This window comes from Streptomyces luteolus (assembly GCF_029968015.1).
Taxonomy (GTDB): Bacteria; Actinomycetota; Actinomycetes; order Streptomycetales; family Streptomycetaceae; genus Streptomyces; species Streptomyces luteolus.
On sequence record NZ_JASCIS010000009.1, the window covers coordinates 25,506 to 44,320 of the forward strand.

An 18,815-nucleotide genomic window follows, 5' to 3' on the forward strand; every position below is an offset into this window, starting at 1 on the left:
GCTGGTCGGTCGGTCCGCGCAGGTCCCAGGTCCCAGGTCCCAGGTCCCAGGTCTCAGCTCACAGGTCTCCAGGCCTTGACCGAGGTTCAAACGGTGGCCAAGGCCCGCTCGGTCGACTCCCACCGCACCGAGCGGGCCTTGGCTTCCGGTGCGCCCGCTGCACGTAGGGAGGGTGAGGAGGCCTCACGTGCGGTCGGGCGCGGTTCAGGACGGCACTGTCCTGGTCGGGCCCGCCAGGGCGCAGCATCCCCGTGTGCGCTGCGTCCTGACGGGGGCTGGTTCAGCCGACCGCGGGAGCGGCGGCCGTGTCCGGCGCGGGCTCGGGGGCGGGGGCGGGCTGGTCAGGGGTGATCGGGTCGGGGTTCACCGGGTCCGGGTCGGGCGCCGGGACCGGGTCGGGCGCCGGGGCCGGATCGGGGTCCGGCGCGGGGTCGGGGTCCGGGGTCGGCTTCGGGTCGGGCTGGGGTGCCGGGGCCGGGCCCTGGTCGACGTAGGAGGACAGCTGTCCGCTGGGGGAGAGGGTCACGTGCAGCCCGTTGTGGTCCCCGGCGGCATAGCGTCCGTTGGCGTCCAGCGACCCGAAGGCGGTCACTGCCTGCCAGTGGGTCGGGGACAGCTTGTAGACGCGGGCCAGGGAGCCGTCGGCGAGCGTGTCATTGCGTACGTGCTCACGCTTCTCCGGCTGAGGCTTCGGCTTCGGCTTCGGCTTGGGGGCGGGCTTCGCGCGGTCCGCCCAGGAGCTGACCGCTCCGCCGGCGGTGAGCTTGACGTGCAGCCCGTTCAGGTTCGCCGTGGTGGTCCTGCCCGAGGCGGTCAGCGTCGTCAGGCGCTTGCCGTTGAAGAGGATGTCGGCTTGGTAGGTGCGCTTGCCGAGCTTGTAGACCTTGGCGGTGTGGCCCTTGGCGGCCAGCTTCACGCTCTTCACGTAGGCACGCTTGCCGGCCGCCTGCTGGGAGGCGGTCACGGAGGCGGCCACGGTGGTGGTGGGCGTCTCGGGCTTGGTCGCGGCTATCGCGCCGGATGCGGCGCCGAGGCTGATGGCGGCAGCCGCGGTCGAGGTGATGATGCAGTTACGCAGCGCGCGGGAGGTCATACGCATGGTGAAGAGGGCCCTTCCGGGTCACGGTCCAGGATGTGCGTCGATGCCGGCCGCCCGAGCCTTGTGCTCCTTGGCGACAACTACGAAGCTACGCATCTCACATCAAGGCATCCCGTAGGGAACGTAACGACCGAAACGCATATGTGACTCAAATGGTTCACGGTGCCGTCGTGAGCGATCGAGTGCACCCAAAGGCGGCCTGCCTTACCTCCGCACCTCCCCAGGGCGAGGTCGAGGCCACTGGTGACGCTCGAGAGGGTGTTGTCGGGCATGGCGCGGCGCCGGACCGATGCGATTCCGCCGGTCCCGATGCGATTCCGCCGGACCGGACGCTCCCGCCGGTCCCGACGCGATTCCGACGGCCCGGCGCCGACCTGACGCCGGGACGCGGTCCGCCGGGGGACGCGGTCCGCCGGGCTCCCTCAGACGCCCCCCGGGCCCAACCCGAGCCCCGCCGCGATCCGCCCCCGGTGCCACACCGGGGTGCCGAAGAGGTGCGTGGAGCCGTGGGCGCGCTTGAAGTAGCGGTGGGCGTCGTGTTCCCAGGTGATGCCGATGCCGCCGTGCAGCTGGATCATCTCGCCGGCCACCGTCGAGAACGCCTCCGAGCAGGCGGCCTTGGCCACGGCTGCCCGGCGGGTCAGCTCCGCCGAGCCCTCGGCCGCCGCGAAGGCCGCGCCCAGGGCCGCCGTGCGGCCCGACTCGACCAGGACGAAGGCGTCGGCCAGACGGTGCTTCACCGCCTGGAACGAGCCGATGGGACGACCGAACTGGACGCGTTCCTTGGCGTACGCGACGGTCAGTTCGAGGCAGCGTTCGGCCGCGCCGACCTGTTCGGCGGCGAGCGCGGCGCAGGCCAGGTCGAGTACGTGCCGCAGCGCCCGGTCCCCCTCGCCCGCCGCGCCGACGAGTCGTCCCTGTGCGCCGTCGAGGTCCAGTCGCGCCAGGTCCCGCGTGCCGTCCATGGCGACGGCCGCCGAGCGGCGCACGCCCGCAGCGTTCACCGGTACGTGGAACAGCGAGACCCCCTCCGGCGTGCGCGCCGCGACGAGCAGCAGGTCCGCCGTGGCCCCGTCGAGCACGTGCTCCTTGCTCCCGGTGATGCGCCAGGTATCGCCGCCGACCGCAGGCGCGGCTTCGGCCCGTACCGCCTCCGGATCCCAGGACCCCTGCTCGGCCCAGGCCACCGCGCCGGTCGTCGTGCCCTCGGCGAGTCCCGGCAGGAACTCCTCGCACGCCGCCTTGTCGCCGGAGGCGAGCAGGGCCTGCACGGTGAGCACCGCGGAGCCGAGATACGGGGCGGGGGTCAGCTCGCGCCCCAACTCCTCCATCACCACGTGCACTTCGAGTGCCCCGCAGCCCGCCCCGCCGTACTCCTCGGGCACGGCGAGCCCGGCCGCGCCGATCTGCTCGGTCAACGGGCGCCAGGCCGCGGCCCCAACGCGCCGCCCGAGCAGCGACCGTACGGCGGAGCGCAACTCCTCCTGCTCCTCGGTCAGCCTCATACGTCAACTCCCTTCTGGAACAACGTCGTTGAGGGAACCTGCGGCGGCGCGCCCGGTGTCTCTCCGTAGCGTTCGGACAGATCCTTGCCGCGGGTCTCGGCGATGCGCCAGATCGCGAGCAGCGACATGGCACCGCAGACGATCGCCAGCACGGCGAGGGGGCCGCTCCGCATGCCCTCCGGGCCCGACAGCAGACCACCGGCGATCAGCGGCGTGAACCCGCTCCCGATGAGCGCGGCCAGCTGGTAGCCCATGGACGCCCCGGTGTAGCGGACCTCGGTGCCGAACATCTCGGAGAGCAGCGGCCCGAGCGGCGCGTACATCGCCGACTGCAGCAGCTGACCGAGGAGCATGCCGACGATCAGCAGGGCCGGTTTCCCCGTGTCGACCAGGGCGAACATCGGGAAGGCGCACAGCACGATGCCCACGGCACCGCCCACCACGACCGTCCGGCGCCCGATGCGGTCGGACAGCGCGGAGAAGAGTGGGATCGTCACCAGTCCCATCAGCGAGGCGGCGATCAGCCCGTTCATCACGTCGGACGTGGCGTAACCGATGCCCGTGGCGTACGTGAGCATGAAGATGCTGATCAGGCCGGTCAGGGCGAAGGGGCCGATGCCGACGGCGCAGGCGAGGAGCAGTACGCGCGGCCTGCGCAGCACCTGCACCAGCGGCAGCCGGGGCCGCTCGGCGGGCTGTTCCCTCTGGGTCTCCACAGTCTGCCGGAACAGCGGGCTCTCGCTGACGCTGATCCGTACGTACAGGCCGATGGCGAGCAGTAGCGCGCTGAACAGGAACGGGACCCGCCAGCCCCAGGACATGAACTGGTCGCGGGGCAGCAGCGTGGTCGCGGTGACGGCGAGCGTCGACATCAGGAAGCCGATCGGCGATCCCATCTGCATGACGCCGCTCCACAGGCCCCTGCGTTCGGCGTCGGCGTGCTCGACGACCATCAGCGTCGCGCCGCCCCACTCGCCGCCGATGGCGATGCCCTGCACGACGCGGAGCAGGACGAGCAGGACGGGCGCCGTGATGCCGATGGTCTCGTACGTGGGCAGGACGCCGATCAGGAAGCTCGCGGCTCCCATGAGGACCATGGTCAGGATGAGCATCGTCTTGCGGCCGACCCGGTCGCCGAAGTGGCCGAAGACGATGCCGCCGACCGGCCGCGCCACATATCCGGCGGCCAGCGTGCCGAACGAGGCGATCATGCCGACCGTCGGGTTCGACTCGGGGAAGAACAGCGGACCGAGGACGAGGGCGGCCATCGTCCCGTAGAGCAGAAAGTCGTAGTACTCGATGACGGTGCCGAGCAGACTCGACAGCGCCACCTTGCGCAGCAGAGCGGGGTCGGGCGAGGTTGCGGGTCTCGCGGGGTCCTTCGGGGAAGGTGCGGCGGACATGGGTACTCCCGTGAGCGGTGGGACGGAGTAAGTGCCTTACGGGTGTGGGGAGTTGGGTCTTGCGGAGGCACGGTCAAGGGGGTGCAGTGCTCAGCGGGCGAGTACGCGTGCCCGGCACTCCGCGGGCGTGCCCCAGGCCGTGCGCAGCGCGCGGGCCTTGCGGATCCACAGGGAGAGGTCGAGCTCCTCGGTGTAGCCGAGCGCGCCGTGCAGTTGCAGCGCCGAGCGCGCGGCGGCGTACGCGGCCTCGCAGGCGGCGACCTTCGCGGCGGCCACCGCGCGGCCGGAGCCGAAGCCGGAGCGAGAGCCGGGGTCGCCCGGCGCGAGCGCCAACGCCGCCGCGTGCACCAGCGGTTCGGCGAACTCCAGGGCGATCAACGTGTCCGCGAGCCGGTGCTTCACCGCCTGGAACGAGCCGATCGCGACCCCGAACTGCTTGCGCCCGCCCACGTATTCGACGGTCTGGGCGAGCAGCGCGCGGCCCACGCCGAGCGCCTGCGCCGCCACCGCGAGGGCCGCGACCTCGGCGGCGTGCGCGGCGGCCGCCACCACCTCGGGCCCCTGCCGCAGCACGGTCCCGCCGACCGGCCGGGAAAGACGCCGGGCCGGATCGGACGACGGCTGCACGGGCCCCGTCGACTCCGCGAGGCGCAGCGTGTCGCCGTCGACCACGAACACCGCGTCGGCGGCGTCCCCGTCCAGGGCGTACGGGCTGCCGGGGGAGAGCAGGCAGAGCGAGGCGGCGGTCCTGCCGGAGGCGATGCCGGGCAGCCGTGCGGCGGCGACCGGGCCCCCGAGCCGGGCGAGGAGCGCGGCCGCGGCCACGGTCTCCACGAGCGGCCCCGGCACCGCGTGCCGTCCCAACTCGCCGAAGGAGACGGCCAGTTCGACCGGGAGCAGCCCCAGGCCTTCGTGCTCTTCCGGTACGGCGAGGGCGAAGACCCCGGCCTCGGCGAGCCTGGCCCACAGCGCGCGGCCGGGCCCGGTGTCCCCGGCAGCCCAGGCCCGGATCGCCGCCGTCGGCTCGGCGCCGCCCAGCATCTTGTCGAGCGAGCGCGCGAACTCCCGCTGCTCGTCGTCGAGGAGGAACCGCATCACCGACGTCCCTTCGGCAGTCCGAGCAGCCGCTCGGCGATGATGTCGCGCTGGATCTCGTTGGTGCCCGCGTAGATCGGCCCGGCGAGCGAGAACGTGTACCCCTCGGCCCAACTCCCGTGCGCGGGCGCGTCCTCGGCCTCGTCGGCCAGCTCGCCGTACGGTCCGAGCAGGTCGAGTGCCGTCTCGTGCAGGGCGATGTCCAGGTCGGACCAGAAGACCTTGTTGAGGCTGGACTCGGCGCCGATGGATCCCCCGGCGGCGATCCGCGAGGCGTTGGCGTAGGTGAACAGCTGGTAGGCGCGGGCGCCGATGACCGCGTCCGCGACCCGGTCGCGCAGGGCCGTGTCGGCGGGGTCTGCGGGGTCTGCGTGGCTGTCCTCGGAGCGCCACAGGGCGGTCAGCCGGTCGGCGGCCGCCGTGAAACGGCCGGGGCTGCGCAGCGTGAGACCGCGCTCGTTGCCCGCCGTGCTCATGGCGACCTGCCACCCCTGGCCGGGCGCGCCGATCACGTCCTCGTCCGGTACGAACACGTCGTCAAGGAAGAGCTCGGCGAACGCGGGCTTGCCGTCGATGCGCCCGATGGGCCGGACGGTCACGCCGTCCGCGTCAAGGGGGAACATCAGATACGTGAGGCCCCGGTGCGGCTTGCCCGCCTCCAGGCCGTCCCGGTCGCTGCGGAACAGCCCGAACGCGCGGTCCGCGAACGCCGCCCGCGAGGACCAGGTCTTCTGGCCGCTCAGCCGCCAGCCGCCGTCGACGCGTTCGGCCGTGGAGCGCAGCGAGGCGAGGTCCGAGCCGGACTCGGGCTCGGACCAGGCCTGCGCCCAGATCACCTCGCCGCTCGCCATCGACGGCAGGACGCGGGCGCGCTGCTCGTCGGTGCCGTGCTCGAAGAGGGTGGGGGCGAGGAGGTTGATGCCGTTCTGGCTGACGCGCCCGGGGGCGCCGGCCGCGTAGTACTCCTCCTCGAAGATCAGCCACTGGAGGATCGACGCGTCCCGGCCGCCGATCTCCTCGGGCCAGGAGACCACCGACCAGCGGTCGGCGTGCAGGGTCCGCTCCCACTCCCGGTGCGCGGCGAAGCCGTCGGCGGTCTCCAGGGACGGCAGCGGGGCGGCGGGGACGTGGGCCGCGAGCCAGGCGCGGGCTTCGGCGCGGAAGGCGTCCTCCGCGGCGGTGAAGTCGAGGTCCATCAGCGCGAGTTCGCCTCCTTCATGGCCCGTACGTCCATGCCGCCGAGCGAGTCCTTCGCGGTCTCCGCGTTGTGCGCGTGCGCCAGATGGTGCAGCCCGAACGCCGAGTCCACGCCGGTGTGCAGGCCCTGAATGTCCTCCGCCTGGTTGACGGCACGCTTCGTCAACGCGAGCCCCATGCGCGGCATGTCGGCGATCCGCTCCGCCAACTCCAGTGCGTGGTCCGCGAGTTCGGCGCTGGGTACGACCCGGTTCACCATCCCCACCTCGTACGCGCGCTGCGCGCTCATCCGGTCGCCGGTGTACAGGAACTCCTTGGCGATGCGCGGCGGCATCACCCACGGGTGGGCGAAGTACTCCACGCCGGGTATGCCCATCCGGACCACCGGGTCGGCGAAGAACGCGTCGTCGGACGCCACGATCAGGTCGCAGATCCAGGCGAGCATGAGGCCGCCCGCGACACACGCCCCCTGGACCGAGGCGATCACCGGCTTCGGCAGCTCACGCCAGCGTCGGCACATGCCCAGGTAGACCTCGGACTCACGGGCGAACCGGCTCTCCGCGCCCTCCTTGTCCGAGTGGTCCCACCACAGCCCGGCCTTCCGGTCGAACGGCAGGTGAGCGTCCCGCTCCGGGCTGCCGATGTCGTGCCCGGCCGAGAAGTGCTTCCCCTCCCCGGCGAGCACGACGACCTTGACGTCGCCGTCGTCGGCCGCGCGGTAGAAGGCCCGGTCCAGGGCGTAGGTCATCGCGGAGTTCTGGGCGTTGCGGTATTCGGGCCGGTCCATGGTGACGAGCGCGACGGGGCCGCGGCGTTCGTAGCGGACGGGTTCCCTGGGCTCGGTGCTCCCGGGCCCGGTGCGGGCAGCGGACATCCGCCCTCCTTCCCTAACAAGTGTTTGGTAGGTTAGCGTACGAGCCTCCGGCCGTCGAGAAGTCGACCGTCCGGAAGACGACCGTCCGGAAGCCCGTCCCCCGAGAGCGATGCGGAGCCGCCCGTGAGCAGCAGCGTCGAGGAGTTCCGTACCGAGGTCCGCAGCTGGCTGCGCGCCAACCTGACCGGGGAGTTCGCGGCCCTGCGCGGGCGCGGCGGACCCGGCCGGGAACACGAGGCCTTCGCCGAACGCCTCGCCTGGGAACGGCACTTGGCCGCCGCCGGGTGGACCTGCGTCGGCTGGCCGCAGGAGTACGGCGGGCGCGGCGCGACCCTGGAGCAGCAGGTCGCGTTCCACGAGGAGTACGCCCTCGCGGACGCCCCCGCCCGCGTCAACCACCTCGGGGAGCAGCTGCTCGGGCCCACGCTCATCGCCTTCGGGGCGCCCGAGCAGCGCGAGCGCTTCCTGCCGAGGATCGTCGCCGTGGACGAACTGTGGTGCCAGGGCTACAGCGAGCCGGACGCCGGCTCGGACCTGGCGAACGTCCGCACCCGCGCCGAACTCCACGACGACCACTGGGAGATCACCGGCCAGAAGATCTGGACCTCGCTCGCCCACGAGTCCGACTGGTGCTTCGTCGTCGCCCGCACCGAACCGGGCTCGACCCGCCATCAGGGCCTGTCGTACCTTCTCGTGCCGCTCGACCAGCCGGGCGTCGACATCCGGCCGATCACCCAGCTGACCGGCACCTCCGAGTTCAACGAGGTCTTCTTCGACGGCGCCCGCACCCCGGCCTCGTACCTCGTCGGCGCCCCCGGCGACGGCTGGAAGGTCGCGATGGCAACCCTCGGCTTCGAGCGCGGCGTGTCCACGCTCGGCCAACAGGTCGGATTCCAGCGCGAGTTGGAGGCCGTCATCGAGCTGGCCAAGCGCAACGGCGCGGCCGCCGACCCGCTGATCCGCGACCGCATCGCCCGCGCCTGGACCGGCCTGGAGATCATCCGCGGCAACGCCCTGCGCATGCTCGACGGCGTGGCCGCGGGGGCGCCCGGGCCCGAGGCGTCCATCGGCAAGATCTACTGGGCCACCTGGCACCGCGAGCTCGGCGAACTCGCCATGGACGTCTGCGGCGCCGACGGCCTGCTCGCGTCCGGTGAGCCCTACGACCTCACCGACTGGCAGCGCCTCTACCTGTTCTCCCGCTCCGACACCATCTACGCCGGATCGAACGAGATCCAGCGCAACATCATCGCCGAGCGCGTGCTCGGACTTCCCAAGGAGGTACGCGGATGACCTCGACCCCACCCCCGTACGTGCCCGGCCACCGACTGCTCGCCGGGCGCGGTGCCGTCGTCTCGGCCGCCGCCGGTGCGGGCATCGGCGGGGCCACCGCCCGACGGCTCCTGGAGGAGGGTGCGAGCGTGGTGATCTCCGACGCGCACGCCCGCAGGCTGGGGGAGTCGGAGGCGGAGCTCGCCGCCGAGTTCGGCGCGGACCGGGTCGCGGCCCTCGCCTGCGACGTCACCGACGAGACGCAGGTCGCCGCGGTGTTCGACCTCGCCGAGGAACGCCACGGACGGCTCGACATCGTGGTCAACAACGCGGGCCTCGGCGGAACTTCGGACCTCGTCGACATGACCGACGAGCAGTGGGACAGGGTCCTCGACGTCACCCTCAACGGCACCATGCGCTGCACCCGCGCCGCCCTTCGCCGCATGAAGGCGGCCGGGGAGGGCGGCGTCGTCGTCAACAACGCCTCCGTCGTCGGCTGGCGCGCCCAGAAGGGTCAGGCCCACTACGCCGCCGCCAAGGCCGGGGTGATGGCGCTGACCCGCTGCGCCGCCCTGGAGGCCGCGGAGTTCGGCGTCCGCGTCAACGCCGTGTCGCCGAGCCTCGCCATGCACCCGCACCTGGTGAAGGTCACCACCCCCGAACTCCTGGAGGAGCTCACATCGCGCGAGGCGTTCGGGCGGTACGCGGAGCCCTGGGAGATCGCCAACGTCATCGTCTTCCTGGCCAGCGGCTACTCCTCGTACCTCACCGGCGAGGTGCTCTCGGTCAGCAGTCAGCACGCGTGAGGGCACGATGACGCGGGCCCGAGCAGCAGCGAGCAGGCCGTGATGAGCGCGGCGCCACAGCGGCGCGAGGAGATCCTGGCCACCGCCGCCGAGGTGTTCGCCGCCCAGGGCTACAACGCCACCACCGTCCGCGAGATCGCGGACGCCGCGGGCATGCTCGCGGGCAGCCTCTACTACCACTTCGACTCCAAGGAGTCGATGCTCGACGAGATCCTCTCCACCTTCCTGGACGAGCTGTGGGCCCGGTACGACGCCGTGCTCGCGGCCGGGCTCGGACCCAGGGAGACCCTGGAGGCCCTCGTGATCGAGTCCTTCCGGGAGATCGACCGGCACCGTGCCGCCGTCGCCATCTACCAGCGGGAGTCCAAGCACCTCCTGGCCCAGCCGCGCTTCGGCTATCTCGCCGGCTCGCAGGCGCAGTTCGAGAAGGCGTGGCTCGGCACCCTGGAGCGAGGAGTCGCCACCGAGGCGTTCCGCGCGGACCTCGACATCCGGCTCACCTACCGCTTCGTGCGCGACACCGTGTGGGTCGCCGCGTCCTGGTACCGGCCGGACGGACCCAGCAGCGCCGAGGAGATCGCCGGGCAGTACCTGTCGACGGTCCTTGAGGGCATCGCCCCGCGCGCGTGACACTGAAGATACGGACAAGGGAGTGACCATGGCCGAGGCCTACATAGTCGAGGCGGTTCGCACACCGGTCGGCAGGCGGAACGGCGGGCTTGCCGCCGTGCACCCCGCCGACCTGGGCGCACACGTACTCAAGGCGCTCATGGAGCGCGCGGGCGCCGAGCCCGCGGCCGTCGAGGACGTCGTCTTCGGCTGCCTGGACACCGTCGGCCCGCAGGCCGGCGACATCGCCCGCACCGCCTGGCTGGCCGCCGGGCTGCCGGAGGAGGTGCCCGGCGTCACCGTGGACCGCCAGTGCGGCTCGTCCCAGCAGGCCGTGCACTTCGCCGCCCAGGCGGTGCTCTCCGGCACCAGCGACCTGGTCGTCGCGGGCGGCGTGCAGAACATGTCGCAGGTGCCCATCGCCTTCGCCAGCCGGCAGGCCGTCGACCCGCTCGGCCTGCCCGAGCCGAGCCCGTACGCGGGCGAGGGCTGGCGGGCCCGCTACGGCGACCAGCCCGTCAACCAGTTCCACGGCGCCGAGCTCATCGCGGAGAAGTGGGACATCAGCAGGCGCGACATGGAGGAGTTCGCGCTCCGCTCCCACCAGCGGGCCGCCCGCGCCATCGACGAGGGCCGCTTCGACCGCGAGACCGTCGCGTACGGGGACGTCGTCCACGACGAGGGCCCGCGCTGCGACACCAGCCTGGAGAAGATGGCAGGGCTCCAACCCCTGGTCGAGGGCGGCCGGTTGACCGCCGCGGTCTCCTCGCAGGTCTCCGACGGCGCCTCCGCGATGCTCCTGGCGAGCGAGCGCGCCGTACGGGAGCACGGGCTCACCCCGCGCGCCCGGATCCACCACCTGTCGGTGCGCGGCGAGGACCCGATCCGGATGCTGTCGGCGCCGATCCCGGCGACCGCGTACGCCCTGAAGAAGGCCGGGATGTCGCTCGACCGGATCGACCTGGTCGAGATCAACGAGGCGTTCGCGTCCGTGGTCCTCGCCTGGCTGAAGGAGACCGGCGCCGACCCGGAGAAGGTCAATGTCAACGGCGGCGCCATCGCACTCGGCCACCCGCTCGGCGCGACCGGCACCAAGCTGATGACCACGCTCCTGCACGAACTGGAGCGCACCGGCGGCCGGTTCGGCCTGCAGACCATGTGCGAGGGCGGCGGCCAGGCCAACGTGACGATCATCGAACGGCTCTGAGCCCCCGGATCTCCGCCGGCTGAAGCAGCAGAGCCCGCGGGTCCGGGGCGGCACTCCCGGACCCGCGGGCCTGTGCTGTGTGCCGCGTGCGCTCAGCCGTCCACCAGAACCGCCCGCCCGCTCCAGCGGAACAGATGCGCCACGAACGGCTCGACGATGCCGCCGCCCGGTGCCTCGCCGTCGAACCAGCGGTCCACGCAGGTCCAGTGGAAGGCATGGCCGAGATACTCCCCGGTCAGGCCCTCGACGTCGGCGAACTCCTGCTCCCAGACGTGCGTCCAGCGGCTCGGCGTACGCGTCCGGTCCACCCGGCTCAGCGCCCACGAGCGGATCGTGGTGATGTGCTCGGGCATGGCGAGGAGATCCGCCTCCAGGCGCGCGACGAGCTCCGCCGGTGTGCCGGGCCGGACCGCGAGCAGCAGGGTGCGCTTCACGCGCGGTCCGTCGAGCGGCTCGGCACGGGCCCGCACGGGCGCGAGCGCCACCGCGTCCGGCGGCACCGGCAGGCCGAGCCTGGCGGCGACCTCGCCGGGCGACCGCTCGGACGTGAGGTCCCAGGTGGCGCCCTGACCACCGAAACTGCCCGGCAGATCGGGCCCGACCACCGACGCGGACACCCCGTCCGCAGTCCCCGCCTTCTCGTACGGTTCGCACCCCTCGGCCGGGAGCAGGGCCACCCAGCGGGTCATGCGGGCACCTCCGTGGTCACGGATTCGAGGTCCACCGGCTGGAGCACCTGGCGGTCACGGCTGACGGCGAGCGCGTCCGTACGCGCCCAGAACTCGGGGACGCTCGGGTCCCGGTTGGCGGCCGAGCGGGCGGCGTAGAACGCGCGGGCGTCCGGCAGCGACCACAGGACGCGGACGGCCACCGTGTCCGGGCCGGTCCAGCTCTGCCACATCCGCGCCACGGACATGCCGCGCTCGCGGGCGCCCGGCAGGTACTCGGCGCGCCAACTCCGCAGCCAGGGCTCGACGTCGGGCACCGCGAGGACGACGAGGTCGAGAACTTCGACCCCGCAGGCCTCGCAGGCCCCGCAGTCCCGGCAGTCCCCGCAGTCCCCGCAGGCCCGGCAGTCCCGGCAGTTCCCGCAGTCCCCGCAGGACGGGCTCACCTCACCAGCCTGGCGCGGAGCTTGTGCAGCGTGGACCGGTCCAGGCCCAGGCCATCGGTGAGGTAGCGGTCGAGGCCGCCGTGCTCCTTCTCCACCTGGTCGAGGGCCTCGTCCAGGTAGTCCTCGCGGACTTCCTGGAGGGGGATGAGCAGGTCAGGGTTCTCCATGTAGCCGCCGGCCTTCAGGCCCTCGCGGGTCTTGCGGTCGGCCTCGGCCCGGTACTCGTTGGACCGCAGATACTCCTTCTCCGCCTTCTCGGCCGGTACGCCGACGGCACGCAGCAGTACGTACGCCGTCCAGCCGGTGCGGTCCTTGCCCGAGGTGCAGTGGAAGAGGAGCGGGGCCTTGTCGCGCTGCGCGAGGTCGCGGAGCGTCGCCGCGAACTGGCCGCGGCTCTCCGGGGAGATGACGAAGGAGCGGTAGATCTCCTTCATCATCCGTTCGGCCTTGCCGTCGCCGAGCATCTCCTGCTGCTTGACCGGGTCCTTGGACCCGATGGCCTCCATCGTCTTGGCGTAGAGGCCGCTGTCGTCGATGGGCCGGGCCGTCACGTCGAGGCCCTTGGGGAGCCGGTCGGCGCCCTCCTGCTCGACCTCGAAGGGGACGCGGTAGTCGATGACGGTACGCAGGTCGAGGGAGTCGAGCTTGCGGACGTCGGCGTCGGTCAGCTTGGCGAGGGAGTCGGCGCGGAAGACCCGCCCGGCGCGCAGCCGCTTACCGTGCTCGGTGCGCAGGCCGCCCAGGTCGCGGACGTTGACGGCGCCTTCGAGCTCGACGAGGCCGCCGGAGGCCGTACGCCCCTGGGATACGGGCTTCGCCGGAGCGTCGGCGGACGACGGGGACTCGGCCGACGAACACGAGGTGAGGGTGGTGAGCAGCGCGGCCGAGACGAGACCGGCGGCGGTGCGGCGGATTCGGATGGTACGCACGGAGATCAACTCCTGGGCGTAGTAGGGAAATTGGGGGAAAGCTGCAGGGAAATTGAGGGAAAGTCGCAGGGAAATTGAGGGAGAGGGGAGAAGACCGAGAAGGCGTACGGGTTCAGGCGCCCGGGACCGGCAGCGCCCGCAGCGTGGACTGGGCCTCACGCATGACGCGGTCGACGAGTTCGGCGCACGAGGGCAGGTCGTCGATGAGCCCGGCGACCTGGCCGGAGGCCATCACGCCGAGGTCGGTGCGGCCGTCCACCATGGAGGCCTTGAGCAGCATGGGGGTGTTGGCGGCGAGCAGGATCTGGCTCCACGTCAGGTCCTTGCCGTGCTTCATCGCGAGCCCGTCACGGACGAGCCCGGCCCAGCTCATCCCGGTCTCCCGCCGGAACGCCGAGGCGTGCCGTACGGCCCGGAGGAGCGAGCTGACCCGGCCGGAGCGCTCAAGACCGTCGACCATTTCGGTGCGCAGCATCCGGTGCGGCAGCCCGTCGACCTTGGTGGTGAGCGTGACGTCCTTGACGGTCGCCGCGAGGTAGCGGGCCTTGACGGCGTCCGGGACGGTCGAGTCCGAGGTGAGCAGGAAGCGGGTGCCCATCGCGACGCCGGCCGCGCCGTAGGCGAGCGCGGCGACCAGGCCGCGCCCGTCGTGGAAGCCGCCCGCCGCGATCACCGGGATGTCCACGGCGTCCACGACCTGCGGGAGCAGCACGGTCGTCGCGACGTCCCCGGTGTGCCCGCCGCCCTCGCCGCCCTGCACCACCACGGCGTCGGCGCCCCAGGCGGCGACCTTCTCGGCGTGCCGGCGCGCGCCGATCGACGGGATGACGACCACCCCGGCCTCCTTGAGGCGGGCGATCAGCTCACGGGACGGGGCGAGCGCGAAGGAGGCGATCTTCACGCCCTCGTCCACGATCACGCGGACCCGCTCCTCCGCGTCGCCCGCGTCCGCCCGCAGATTCACCCCGAACGGCGCGTCCGTACGGGACTTGACCTCGCGTACGGCCGAACGCAGCTGGTCGACCGTCATGGTGGCCGAGGCGAGAATCCCGAGCGCGCCCGCGTCGGCCGAGGCGGAGACCAGGCGCGGGCCCGCCACCCAGCCCATCCCGGTCTGCACGATCGGGTGCCGCACGCCGACCAGTTCGGTGAGCCGGGTGGGCAGGGAGAGATCGCTCATGTTGTCGGCACCTCGCGCTCGCGCAGCCCCTTCGGGTCGATGACCTCGCGCACCAGCCGCAGCTCCTCGGGCTCGGGCGCGCGGGTGTACGGGACGTCGTCCGGTACGACGAGAGCGAAGCCGGTGGCCTCGCGCACCTGGTCGAGGGTGACGCCGGGGTGCAGGGAGCGCAGCCGCATCGTCCGGTCCGGCGTCTCGAAGTCGAACACGCCCAGGTCGCTGATGACTTGGGGGATGCGGTGGTAGCGGGTCGCGGAGGGCCCGGCAGCGGCGGCACGGTCGTACCCGACGCCGCTCACCATGTCGACCTGCTCGACGAAGACCCGTGTGGAGTGCTTCGGCACCCAGTAACTCGTCGGGTTGTTCAGCGTGTTGACCGGCGCGCCGCGCACCCCGAGCAGCTGCCGCTTGGGCCGCGCCCAGTCGCCGATGCAGGAGATGTTCTGGTTGCCGTGCCGGTCGAGCTGGGAGGCGCCCATCATCACGTGCCGCCGCCCCGTCGCGACCAGGGCCAGGTGCTGGCGGTAGGGCAGCCAGCCCTCCACCACCTCGGCCTCGGCGCCGACCGCCGGGACGTCGCCGATCAGCAGTGCCTCGCCGTCGGTGAGGAGCAGTTCGGGGGAGAAGGTGAGCTTCGCGAGCCGGGCCCCGATCATGGGGACGGTGCCCATGGGGCTGGCGAGCACTTCGCCCGCGCCGCGCCAGGCCTCGGCGCAGGCCACCACGCAGTACTCGGCGCGGGTCGCTGTGGTTGCGGCGGTGCTCATGCGGACTCCTCCTCGTGGAACGCCGTCACTGCGGCCTGGTACGTGTCCTCGTCGCCGGAAAGGAACCGCGCGACGAACGCCCGCCAGTCCTCCGGGTCGCGGGCCGCCTTCGCGTAGGCGCGCTGGAAGGACTCGTCGCGGTCGTAGTCAGGCGCGCAGGACGTGAAGTGCGCGCCGTTCGGGGTCTCGACGACACCGTCCACGAACGCGCGCTTGACCAGGAGCGTCTGTGGCCCGGCCTCCTTGAGCAGGTCCGCGCTGTCCACGATCCGCTCGCAGGAGACGTACGCGGCGTCGGCGGCCTCGCAGAACAGGTCGTCGAAGTACGGGTCCGGGCCGAGGTACTGCCCGTTGCCCTGCGCGTCCGCGCGGTTGAGGTGGACCAGGGCGGCGTCGAGCCGCAGCGCGGGCGCGGCGACCAGCTCCTCGCCGTCCTCGTACGGCGAAACCACCGTGCGCAGACCGGGGTTGACCTTCATCAGGTCGGAGCCGAGGCCCGCGCGGATCGGCATGAACGGCAGCCGGTGCGCGGCCGCGGTCAGGCCCCACATGAACATCGCCTCGTCCAGCTCCGACAGTTCGAGGTCGCCGCGCTGCCGGGCCGCGCCGAAGTGCGGTTCGAGCGGCACGGAGTCGAGGGTGGCGAAGGCCGCGACGACCTTGCGGACCTTGCCCGCGGCGGCGAGCAGCCCGACGTCGGGCCCGCCGTAGGAGACCACGGTCAGATCGGTGAGGTCCGAGCGCAGCAGCGCGCGCACCAGGGCCATCGGCTTGCGCCGCGAGCCCCAGCCGCCGATGCCGATGGTCATGCCGCTGCGCAGCCGCCCGACCACCTCCTCTGCGGTCATCGTCTTGTCCCTGCTCATGACTGGTTCTCCTTTCCAGTGTTCGCCGCGCCGGAGTCGCCGAAGGTGTCGCGGACCCGGTCGGCGACGCCGCTGAGGTTGGCCTCGAAGGTGAAGCCCTGCTCGAAGCGGTAGCTGCGGCGTACGTCGACGGGGTCGATGCCGTTGATCGCGGCCTTGGCGAGCCGGATCAGATAGCCGTCCTTCGCGGCGATCTCCCGCGCCAACTCCAGTACGGCGTCCAGGAGTTGAGCACGCGGCACGACCTGCCACACCGAGCCGTGCCGGTGCAGTTCGTCCGCTGTGGCGGTGCGCGAGGTGTAGTACAGGGCCCGCATCAGATGCTGCGGGACGAGGCGGGCCAGATGCGTGGCGGCGCCGAGCGCGCCCCGGTCCAGCTCCGGCAGGCCGAACGTGGCGTCCTCGCTGGCCACGATCGCGTCCGCGTTGCCGACGAGCCCGATCCCGCCGCCCAGGCAGAAGCCGTGCACGGCCGCGACGACGGGGACCTCGCAGTCGTAGACCGCCGCGAACGCCTCGTAGCAGCCGCGGTTGGCGCCGATCAGCGCCTCGTGCCCGTCCGTCCGCTGGACCTCCTTGATGTCGACGCCCGCGTTGAACCCGCGCCCCTCGGCGGTGAGCACCACGCAGCGCACCTTCGGGTCGGCCCCGGTGGCGCGCACCGCGGCCGCCAGGTCGTACCAGCCCTGTACGGGAAGGGCGTTGACGGGCGGGAAGTCCACGGTGACGACCGCGATGCCCTCTTCCGGGGCGGAGGTGGAGACACCCATGAGCGAATCAGCTACCTTTCCACCAAACGTTTGTTAGGCGGAAGATAGCAGCGGTTGCCCCGCTGCGGGAGGTGTCCCTTGGCAGCGATCATCGATCTGTCCGGAACGGTCGCCGTCGTCACCGGCGGCACCCGGGGCGTCGGCGCGGGCATCGCACGCGCTCTCCTCGAAGCGGGCGCGGACGTCGTGACCTGCGCCCGGCGCCCACCGGACGAGCCCGTCGAGGCGGCCGGGCGCACGGCCCGCTTCCACCCCATCGACCTGCGCGACGAGGACGCCGTCAGCGCCTTCTTCACGCAGGTCCGCGAGGAGTACGGGCGCCTCGACACCCTGGTCAACAACGCCGGGGGAGCGCCCTTCCGGATGCTCGGCGAGGGCGGGCCCGCGCGGCACGCCAGGGTCGTCGAGCTGAACCTGCTTGCCCCGCTCACCGCCTCGCTCGCCGCGTACGAGGTGATGCGCGGGCAGGCGGGCGGCGGGTCGATCGTGATGATCGGCAGCGTCAGCGGCACCCGGCCGTCGCCGGGGACGGCGGCCTACGGGGCGGCCAAGGCGGGCCTGGACAACCTCGCTGCCTCCATGGCCGTGGAGTGGGCGCCCGGGGTACGGGTCAACACCGTGGTGCTCGGCCCGGTCCGCACCGAGCTCTCCCATCTCCACTACGGCGACGAGGACGGTATCGCCGCCGTCGGCCGCACCGTGCCGCTCGGCCGGCTCGCCGAACCCGCCGACGTGGGCGACGCCTGCGTGTTCCTCGCCTCGCGGCGGGCCGCGTACGTCAGCGGGGCGAGCCTGCACGTGCACGGCGGCGGGGAGCGGCCCGCGTTCCTCGACGCGGCCAACGTCAACAACTGACCAATGAGGGGCGGGGTTTGTGCCAGGGACCGCCCTCCACACCTCCACACCTCTACACCTCTACACCCTCCGTATCGGGAGTCAACCATGAGCACGAGCACGGGAATCTGCGCAGGCCGCGTCGCCGTCGTCACCGGAGCCGGCCGCGGCCTCGGCCGGGCGCACGCCCTCGCCCTGGCCGCCGAAGGGGCCAAGGTCGTCGTGAACGACATCGGCGCCGCACTCGACGGCAGCGGCGCGGCGGCCGGACCCGCCGAGGAGGTCGCCCTGGAGATCCGGGCGGCGGGCGGGGAGGCGGTCGCGCACACCGGCGACATCGCTGTCTCCGACGGCGCGGCCTCGTTGATCACCACGGCCCTGGACGCCTTCGGCCGCCTCGACACCCTGGTCAACAACGCGGGCTTCCTGCGCGACCGGATGCTCGTCAACCTCGACGAGGACGACTGGGACGCCGTCATGCGCGTCCACCTCAAGGGCCACTTCCTGCCCCTCAAGCACGCCGCCGCGCACTGGCGGGCCGAGGCCAAGGCGGGTCGTACGCCCGAGGCGCGGGTCGTCAACACCAGCTCCGGGGCAGGCCTGTTGGGCAGCGTCGGACAGGGCAACTACTCCGCGGCCAAGGCGGGCATCCTCGGGCTCACCCTGGTCGCCGCGGCGGAGATGGGCCGCTACGGGGTCCAGATCAACGCGATCGCGCCGGCCGCGCGCACCCGGATGACGGAGCAGACCTTCAAGGACACGATGGCGGCGCCGAGGGAGGGCGCGTTCGACGCGATGGCCCCGGAGAACGTCTCGCCACTCGTGGTGTGGCTGGGCTCCGCGGCCTCGGCGGGGGTCACGGGGCGGGTCTTCGAGGCGGAGGCGGGCCGGATCACGGTCATGGAGGGCTGGCACCCCGGGCCCACGGCGGACAAGGGGGCCCGCTGGACGCCTGCGGAGGCGGGCGAGACAACCCTGAAGCTACTGGCGTCCGCCCGGACCCCGGAGGGGGTGTACGGCGCGAGCTAGGCGCCCCGAAAGGGGCGCGGGGAACTGCGCGAGCAACCACGACGCAGGCGCGCCCGACCGACAGGGGCGCGGGGAACTGCGCGAGCAACCACGACGCAGGCGCGCCCGACCGACAGGGGCGCGGGGAACTGCGCAAACGGCACCCCCGACCACCCGCACGAATCCGGAGAACCCCCGGAAGGACCCCCTTTCCCGGTGAGCGGGAATTCGACCTCCACCTCAGGCCGACCCCCTGCCTAACCTCCCCTGCACCCGACCC

General features: G+C 72.5%; 19 protein-coding genes. 6 read left to right on the forward strand and 13 right to left on the reverse strand.

Features of this window, described 5'->3' with window-relative positions:
• Positions 1 to 280: 280 nt before the first annotated feature.
• From QIT00_RS10855 to QIT00_RS10880, 6 genes are all read right to left on the reverse strand, one after another.
• Positions 281 to 1,099, reverse strand: coding sequence for a hypothetical protein (locus tag QIT00_RS10855; protein ID WP_282534969.1), 819 nt, complete (start codon positions 1,097 to 1,099; stop codon positions 281 to 283).
• Between the two features lie 422 nt (positions 1,100 to 1,521).
• Entirely contained in the window at positions 1,522 to 2,604 is a 1,083-nt protein-coding gene (locus QIT00_RS10860) for an acyl-CoA dehydrogenase family protein (protein WP_282534970.1), read from the reverse strand.
• Entirely contained in the window at positions 2,601 to 4,007 is a 1,407-nt protein-coding gene (locus QIT00_RS10865; protein ID WP_282534971.1) for an MFS transporter, read from the reverse strand. The genes QIT00_RS10860 and QIT00_RS10865 overlap by 4 nt, the downstream gene beginning before the upstream one ends.
• Before the next feature lie 90 nt (positions 4,008 to 4,097).
• The gene (locus QIT00_RS10870; RefSeq protein WP_282534972.1) at positions 4,098 to 5,102 is read right to left on the reverse strand and encodes an acyl-CoA dehydrogenase family protein; all 1,005 of its coding nucleotides are present in this window, start codon (positions 5,100 to 5,102) and stop codon (positions 4,098 to 4,100) included.
• A complete protein-coding gene (locus QIT00_RS10875; RefSeq protein ID WP_282534973.1) occupies positions 5,102 to 6,298 on the reverse strand; it encodes an acyl-CoA dehydrogenase family protein in 1,197 nt (398 codons plus the stop codon). Before QIT00_RS10875 ends, QIT00_RS10870 begins: the two co-directional genes overlap by 1 nt.
• Positions 6,298 to 7,173 (reverse strand): enoyl-CoA hydratase, encoded by an 876-nt coding sequence (locus QIT00_RS10880; protein WP_282534974.1) that lies wholly within the window; start codon positions 7,171 to 7,173, stop codon positions 6,298 to 6,300. The genes QIT00_RS10875 and QIT00_RS10880 overlap by 1 nt, the downstream gene beginning before the upstream one ends.
• 123 nt (positions 7,174 to 7,296) lie before the next feature.
• Here QIT00_RS10880 and QIT00_RS10885 point away from each other — a divergent pair, with 123 nt between their 5' ends.
• Genes QIT00_RS10885 through QIT00_RS10900 form a run of 4 tightly spaced genes read left to right on the forward strand, consistent with a single transcriptional unit; the run spans position 7,297 to position 11,067 of the window.
• The gene (locus QIT00_RS10885) at positions 7,297 to 8,466 is read left to right on the forward strand and encodes an acyl-CoA dehydrogenase family protein (protein WP_282534975.1); all 1,170 of its coding nucleotides are present in this window, start codon (positions 7,297 to 7,299) and stop codon (positions 8,464 to 8,466) included.
• Positions 8,463 to 9,251, forward strand: a complete 789-nt coding sequence (locus QIT00_RS10890; RefSeq protein ID WP_282534976.1) for an SDR family oxidoreductase — start codon at positions 8,463 to 8,465, stop codon at positions 9,249 to 9,251. Before QIT00_RS10885 ends, QIT00_RS10890 begins: the two co-directional genes overlap by 4 nt.
• 42 nt (positions 9,252 to 9,293) lie before the next feature.
• Entirely contained in the window at positions 9,294 to 9,881 is a 588-nt protein-coding gene (locus QIT00_RS10895; protein ID WP_282534977.1) for a TetR/AcrR family transcriptional regulator, read from the forward strand.
• Between the two features lie 28 nt (positions 9,882 to 9,909).
• The gene (locus tag QIT00_RS10900; protein WP_282534978.1) at positions 9,910 to 11,067 is read left to right on the forward strand and encodes an acetyl-CoA C-acetyltransferase; all 1,158 of its coding nucleotides are present in this window, start codon (positions 9,910 to 9,912) and stop codon (positions 11,065 to 11,067) included.
• A gap of 92 nt (positions 11,068 to 11,159) precedes the next feature.
• Here QIT00_RS10900 and QIT00_RS10905 read toward each other — a convergent pair whose 3' ends face one another.
• From QIT00_RS10905 to QIT00_RS10935, 7 genes are all read right to left on the reverse strand, one after another.
• On the reverse strand, positions 11,160 to 11,756 hold the full coding sequence (locus QIT00_RS10905) for a Dabb family protein (protein WP_282534979.1): 597 nt from the start codon (positions 11,754 to 11,756) through the stop codon (positions 11,160 to 11,162).
• Complete coding sequence (locus tag QIT00_RS10910; protein WP_282534980.1) at positions 11,753 to 12,181, reverse strand: NIPSNAP family protein; 429 nt, start codon at positions 12,179 to 12,181, stop codon at positions 11,753 to 11,755. Before QIT00_RS10910 ends, QIT00_RS10905 begins: the two co-directional genes overlap by 4 nt.
• Positions 12,178 to 13,110: a tyrosine-protein phosphatase gene (locus tag QIT00_RS10915; RefSeq protein WP_282534981.1), complete on the reverse strand. Its 933-nt coding sequence runs from the start codon at positions 13,108 to 13,110 to the stop codon at positions 12,178 to 12,180. Before QIT00_RS10915 ends, QIT00_RS10910 begins: the two co-directional genes overlap by 4 nt.
• Before the next feature lie 112 nt (positions 13,111 to 13,222).
• Entirely contained in the window at positions 13,223 to 14,290 is a 1,068-nt protein-coding gene (locus QIT00_RS10920) for an NAD(P)H-dependent flavin oxidoreductase (protein WP_282534982.1), read from the reverse strand.
• A complete protein-coding gene (locus tag QIT00_RS10925; RefSeq protein ID WP_282534983.1) occupies positions 14,287 to 15,057 on the reverse strand; it encodes a CoA-transferase subunit beta in 771 nt (256 codons plus the stop codon). The genes QIT00_RS10920 and QIT00_RS10925 overlap by 4 nt, the downstream gene beginning before the upstream one ends.
• The gene (locus QIT00_RS10930) at positions 15,054 to 15,923 is read right to left on the reverse strand and encodes a CoA transferase subunit A (RefSeq protein ID WP_282534984.1); all 870 of its coding nucleotides are present in this window, start codon (positions 15,921 to 15,923) and stop codon (positions 15,054 to 15,056) included. Before QIT00_RS10930 ends, QIT00_RS10925 begins: the two co-directional genes overlap by 4 nt.
• Positions 15,920 to 16,693: an enoyl-CoA hydratase family protein gene (locus QIT00_RS10935; protein WP_282534985.1), complete on the reverse strand. Its 774-nt coding sequence runs from the start codon at positions 16,691 to 16,693 to the stop codon at positions 15,920 to 15,922. Before QIT00_RS10935 ends, QIT00_RS10930 begins: the two co-directional genes overlap by 4 nt.
• 78 nt (positions 16,694 to 16,771) lie before the next feature.
• Here QIT00_RS10935 and QIT00_RS10940 point away from each other — a divergent pair, with 78 nt between their 5' ends.
• Together QIT00_RS10940 and QIT00_RS10945 are read left to right on the forward strand one after the other, a co-directional pair.
• Positions 16,772 to 17,548 carry an SDR family oxidoreductase gene (locus QIT00_RS10940; protein ID WP_282534986.1) on the forward strand — a complete coding sequence of 259 codons (777 nt, stop codon included), beginning with the start codon at positions 16,772 to 16,774 and terminating at the stop codon, positions 17,546 to 17,548.
• A gap of 87 nt (positions 17,549 to 17,635) precedes the next feature.
• Complete coding sequence (locus QIT00_RS10945) at positions 17,636 to 18,556, forward strand: SDR family oxidoreductase (protein WP_282534987.1); 921 nt, start codon at positions 17,636 to 17,638, stop codon at positions 18,554 to 18,556.
• Positions 18,557 to 18,815: the final 259 nt, after the last annotated feature.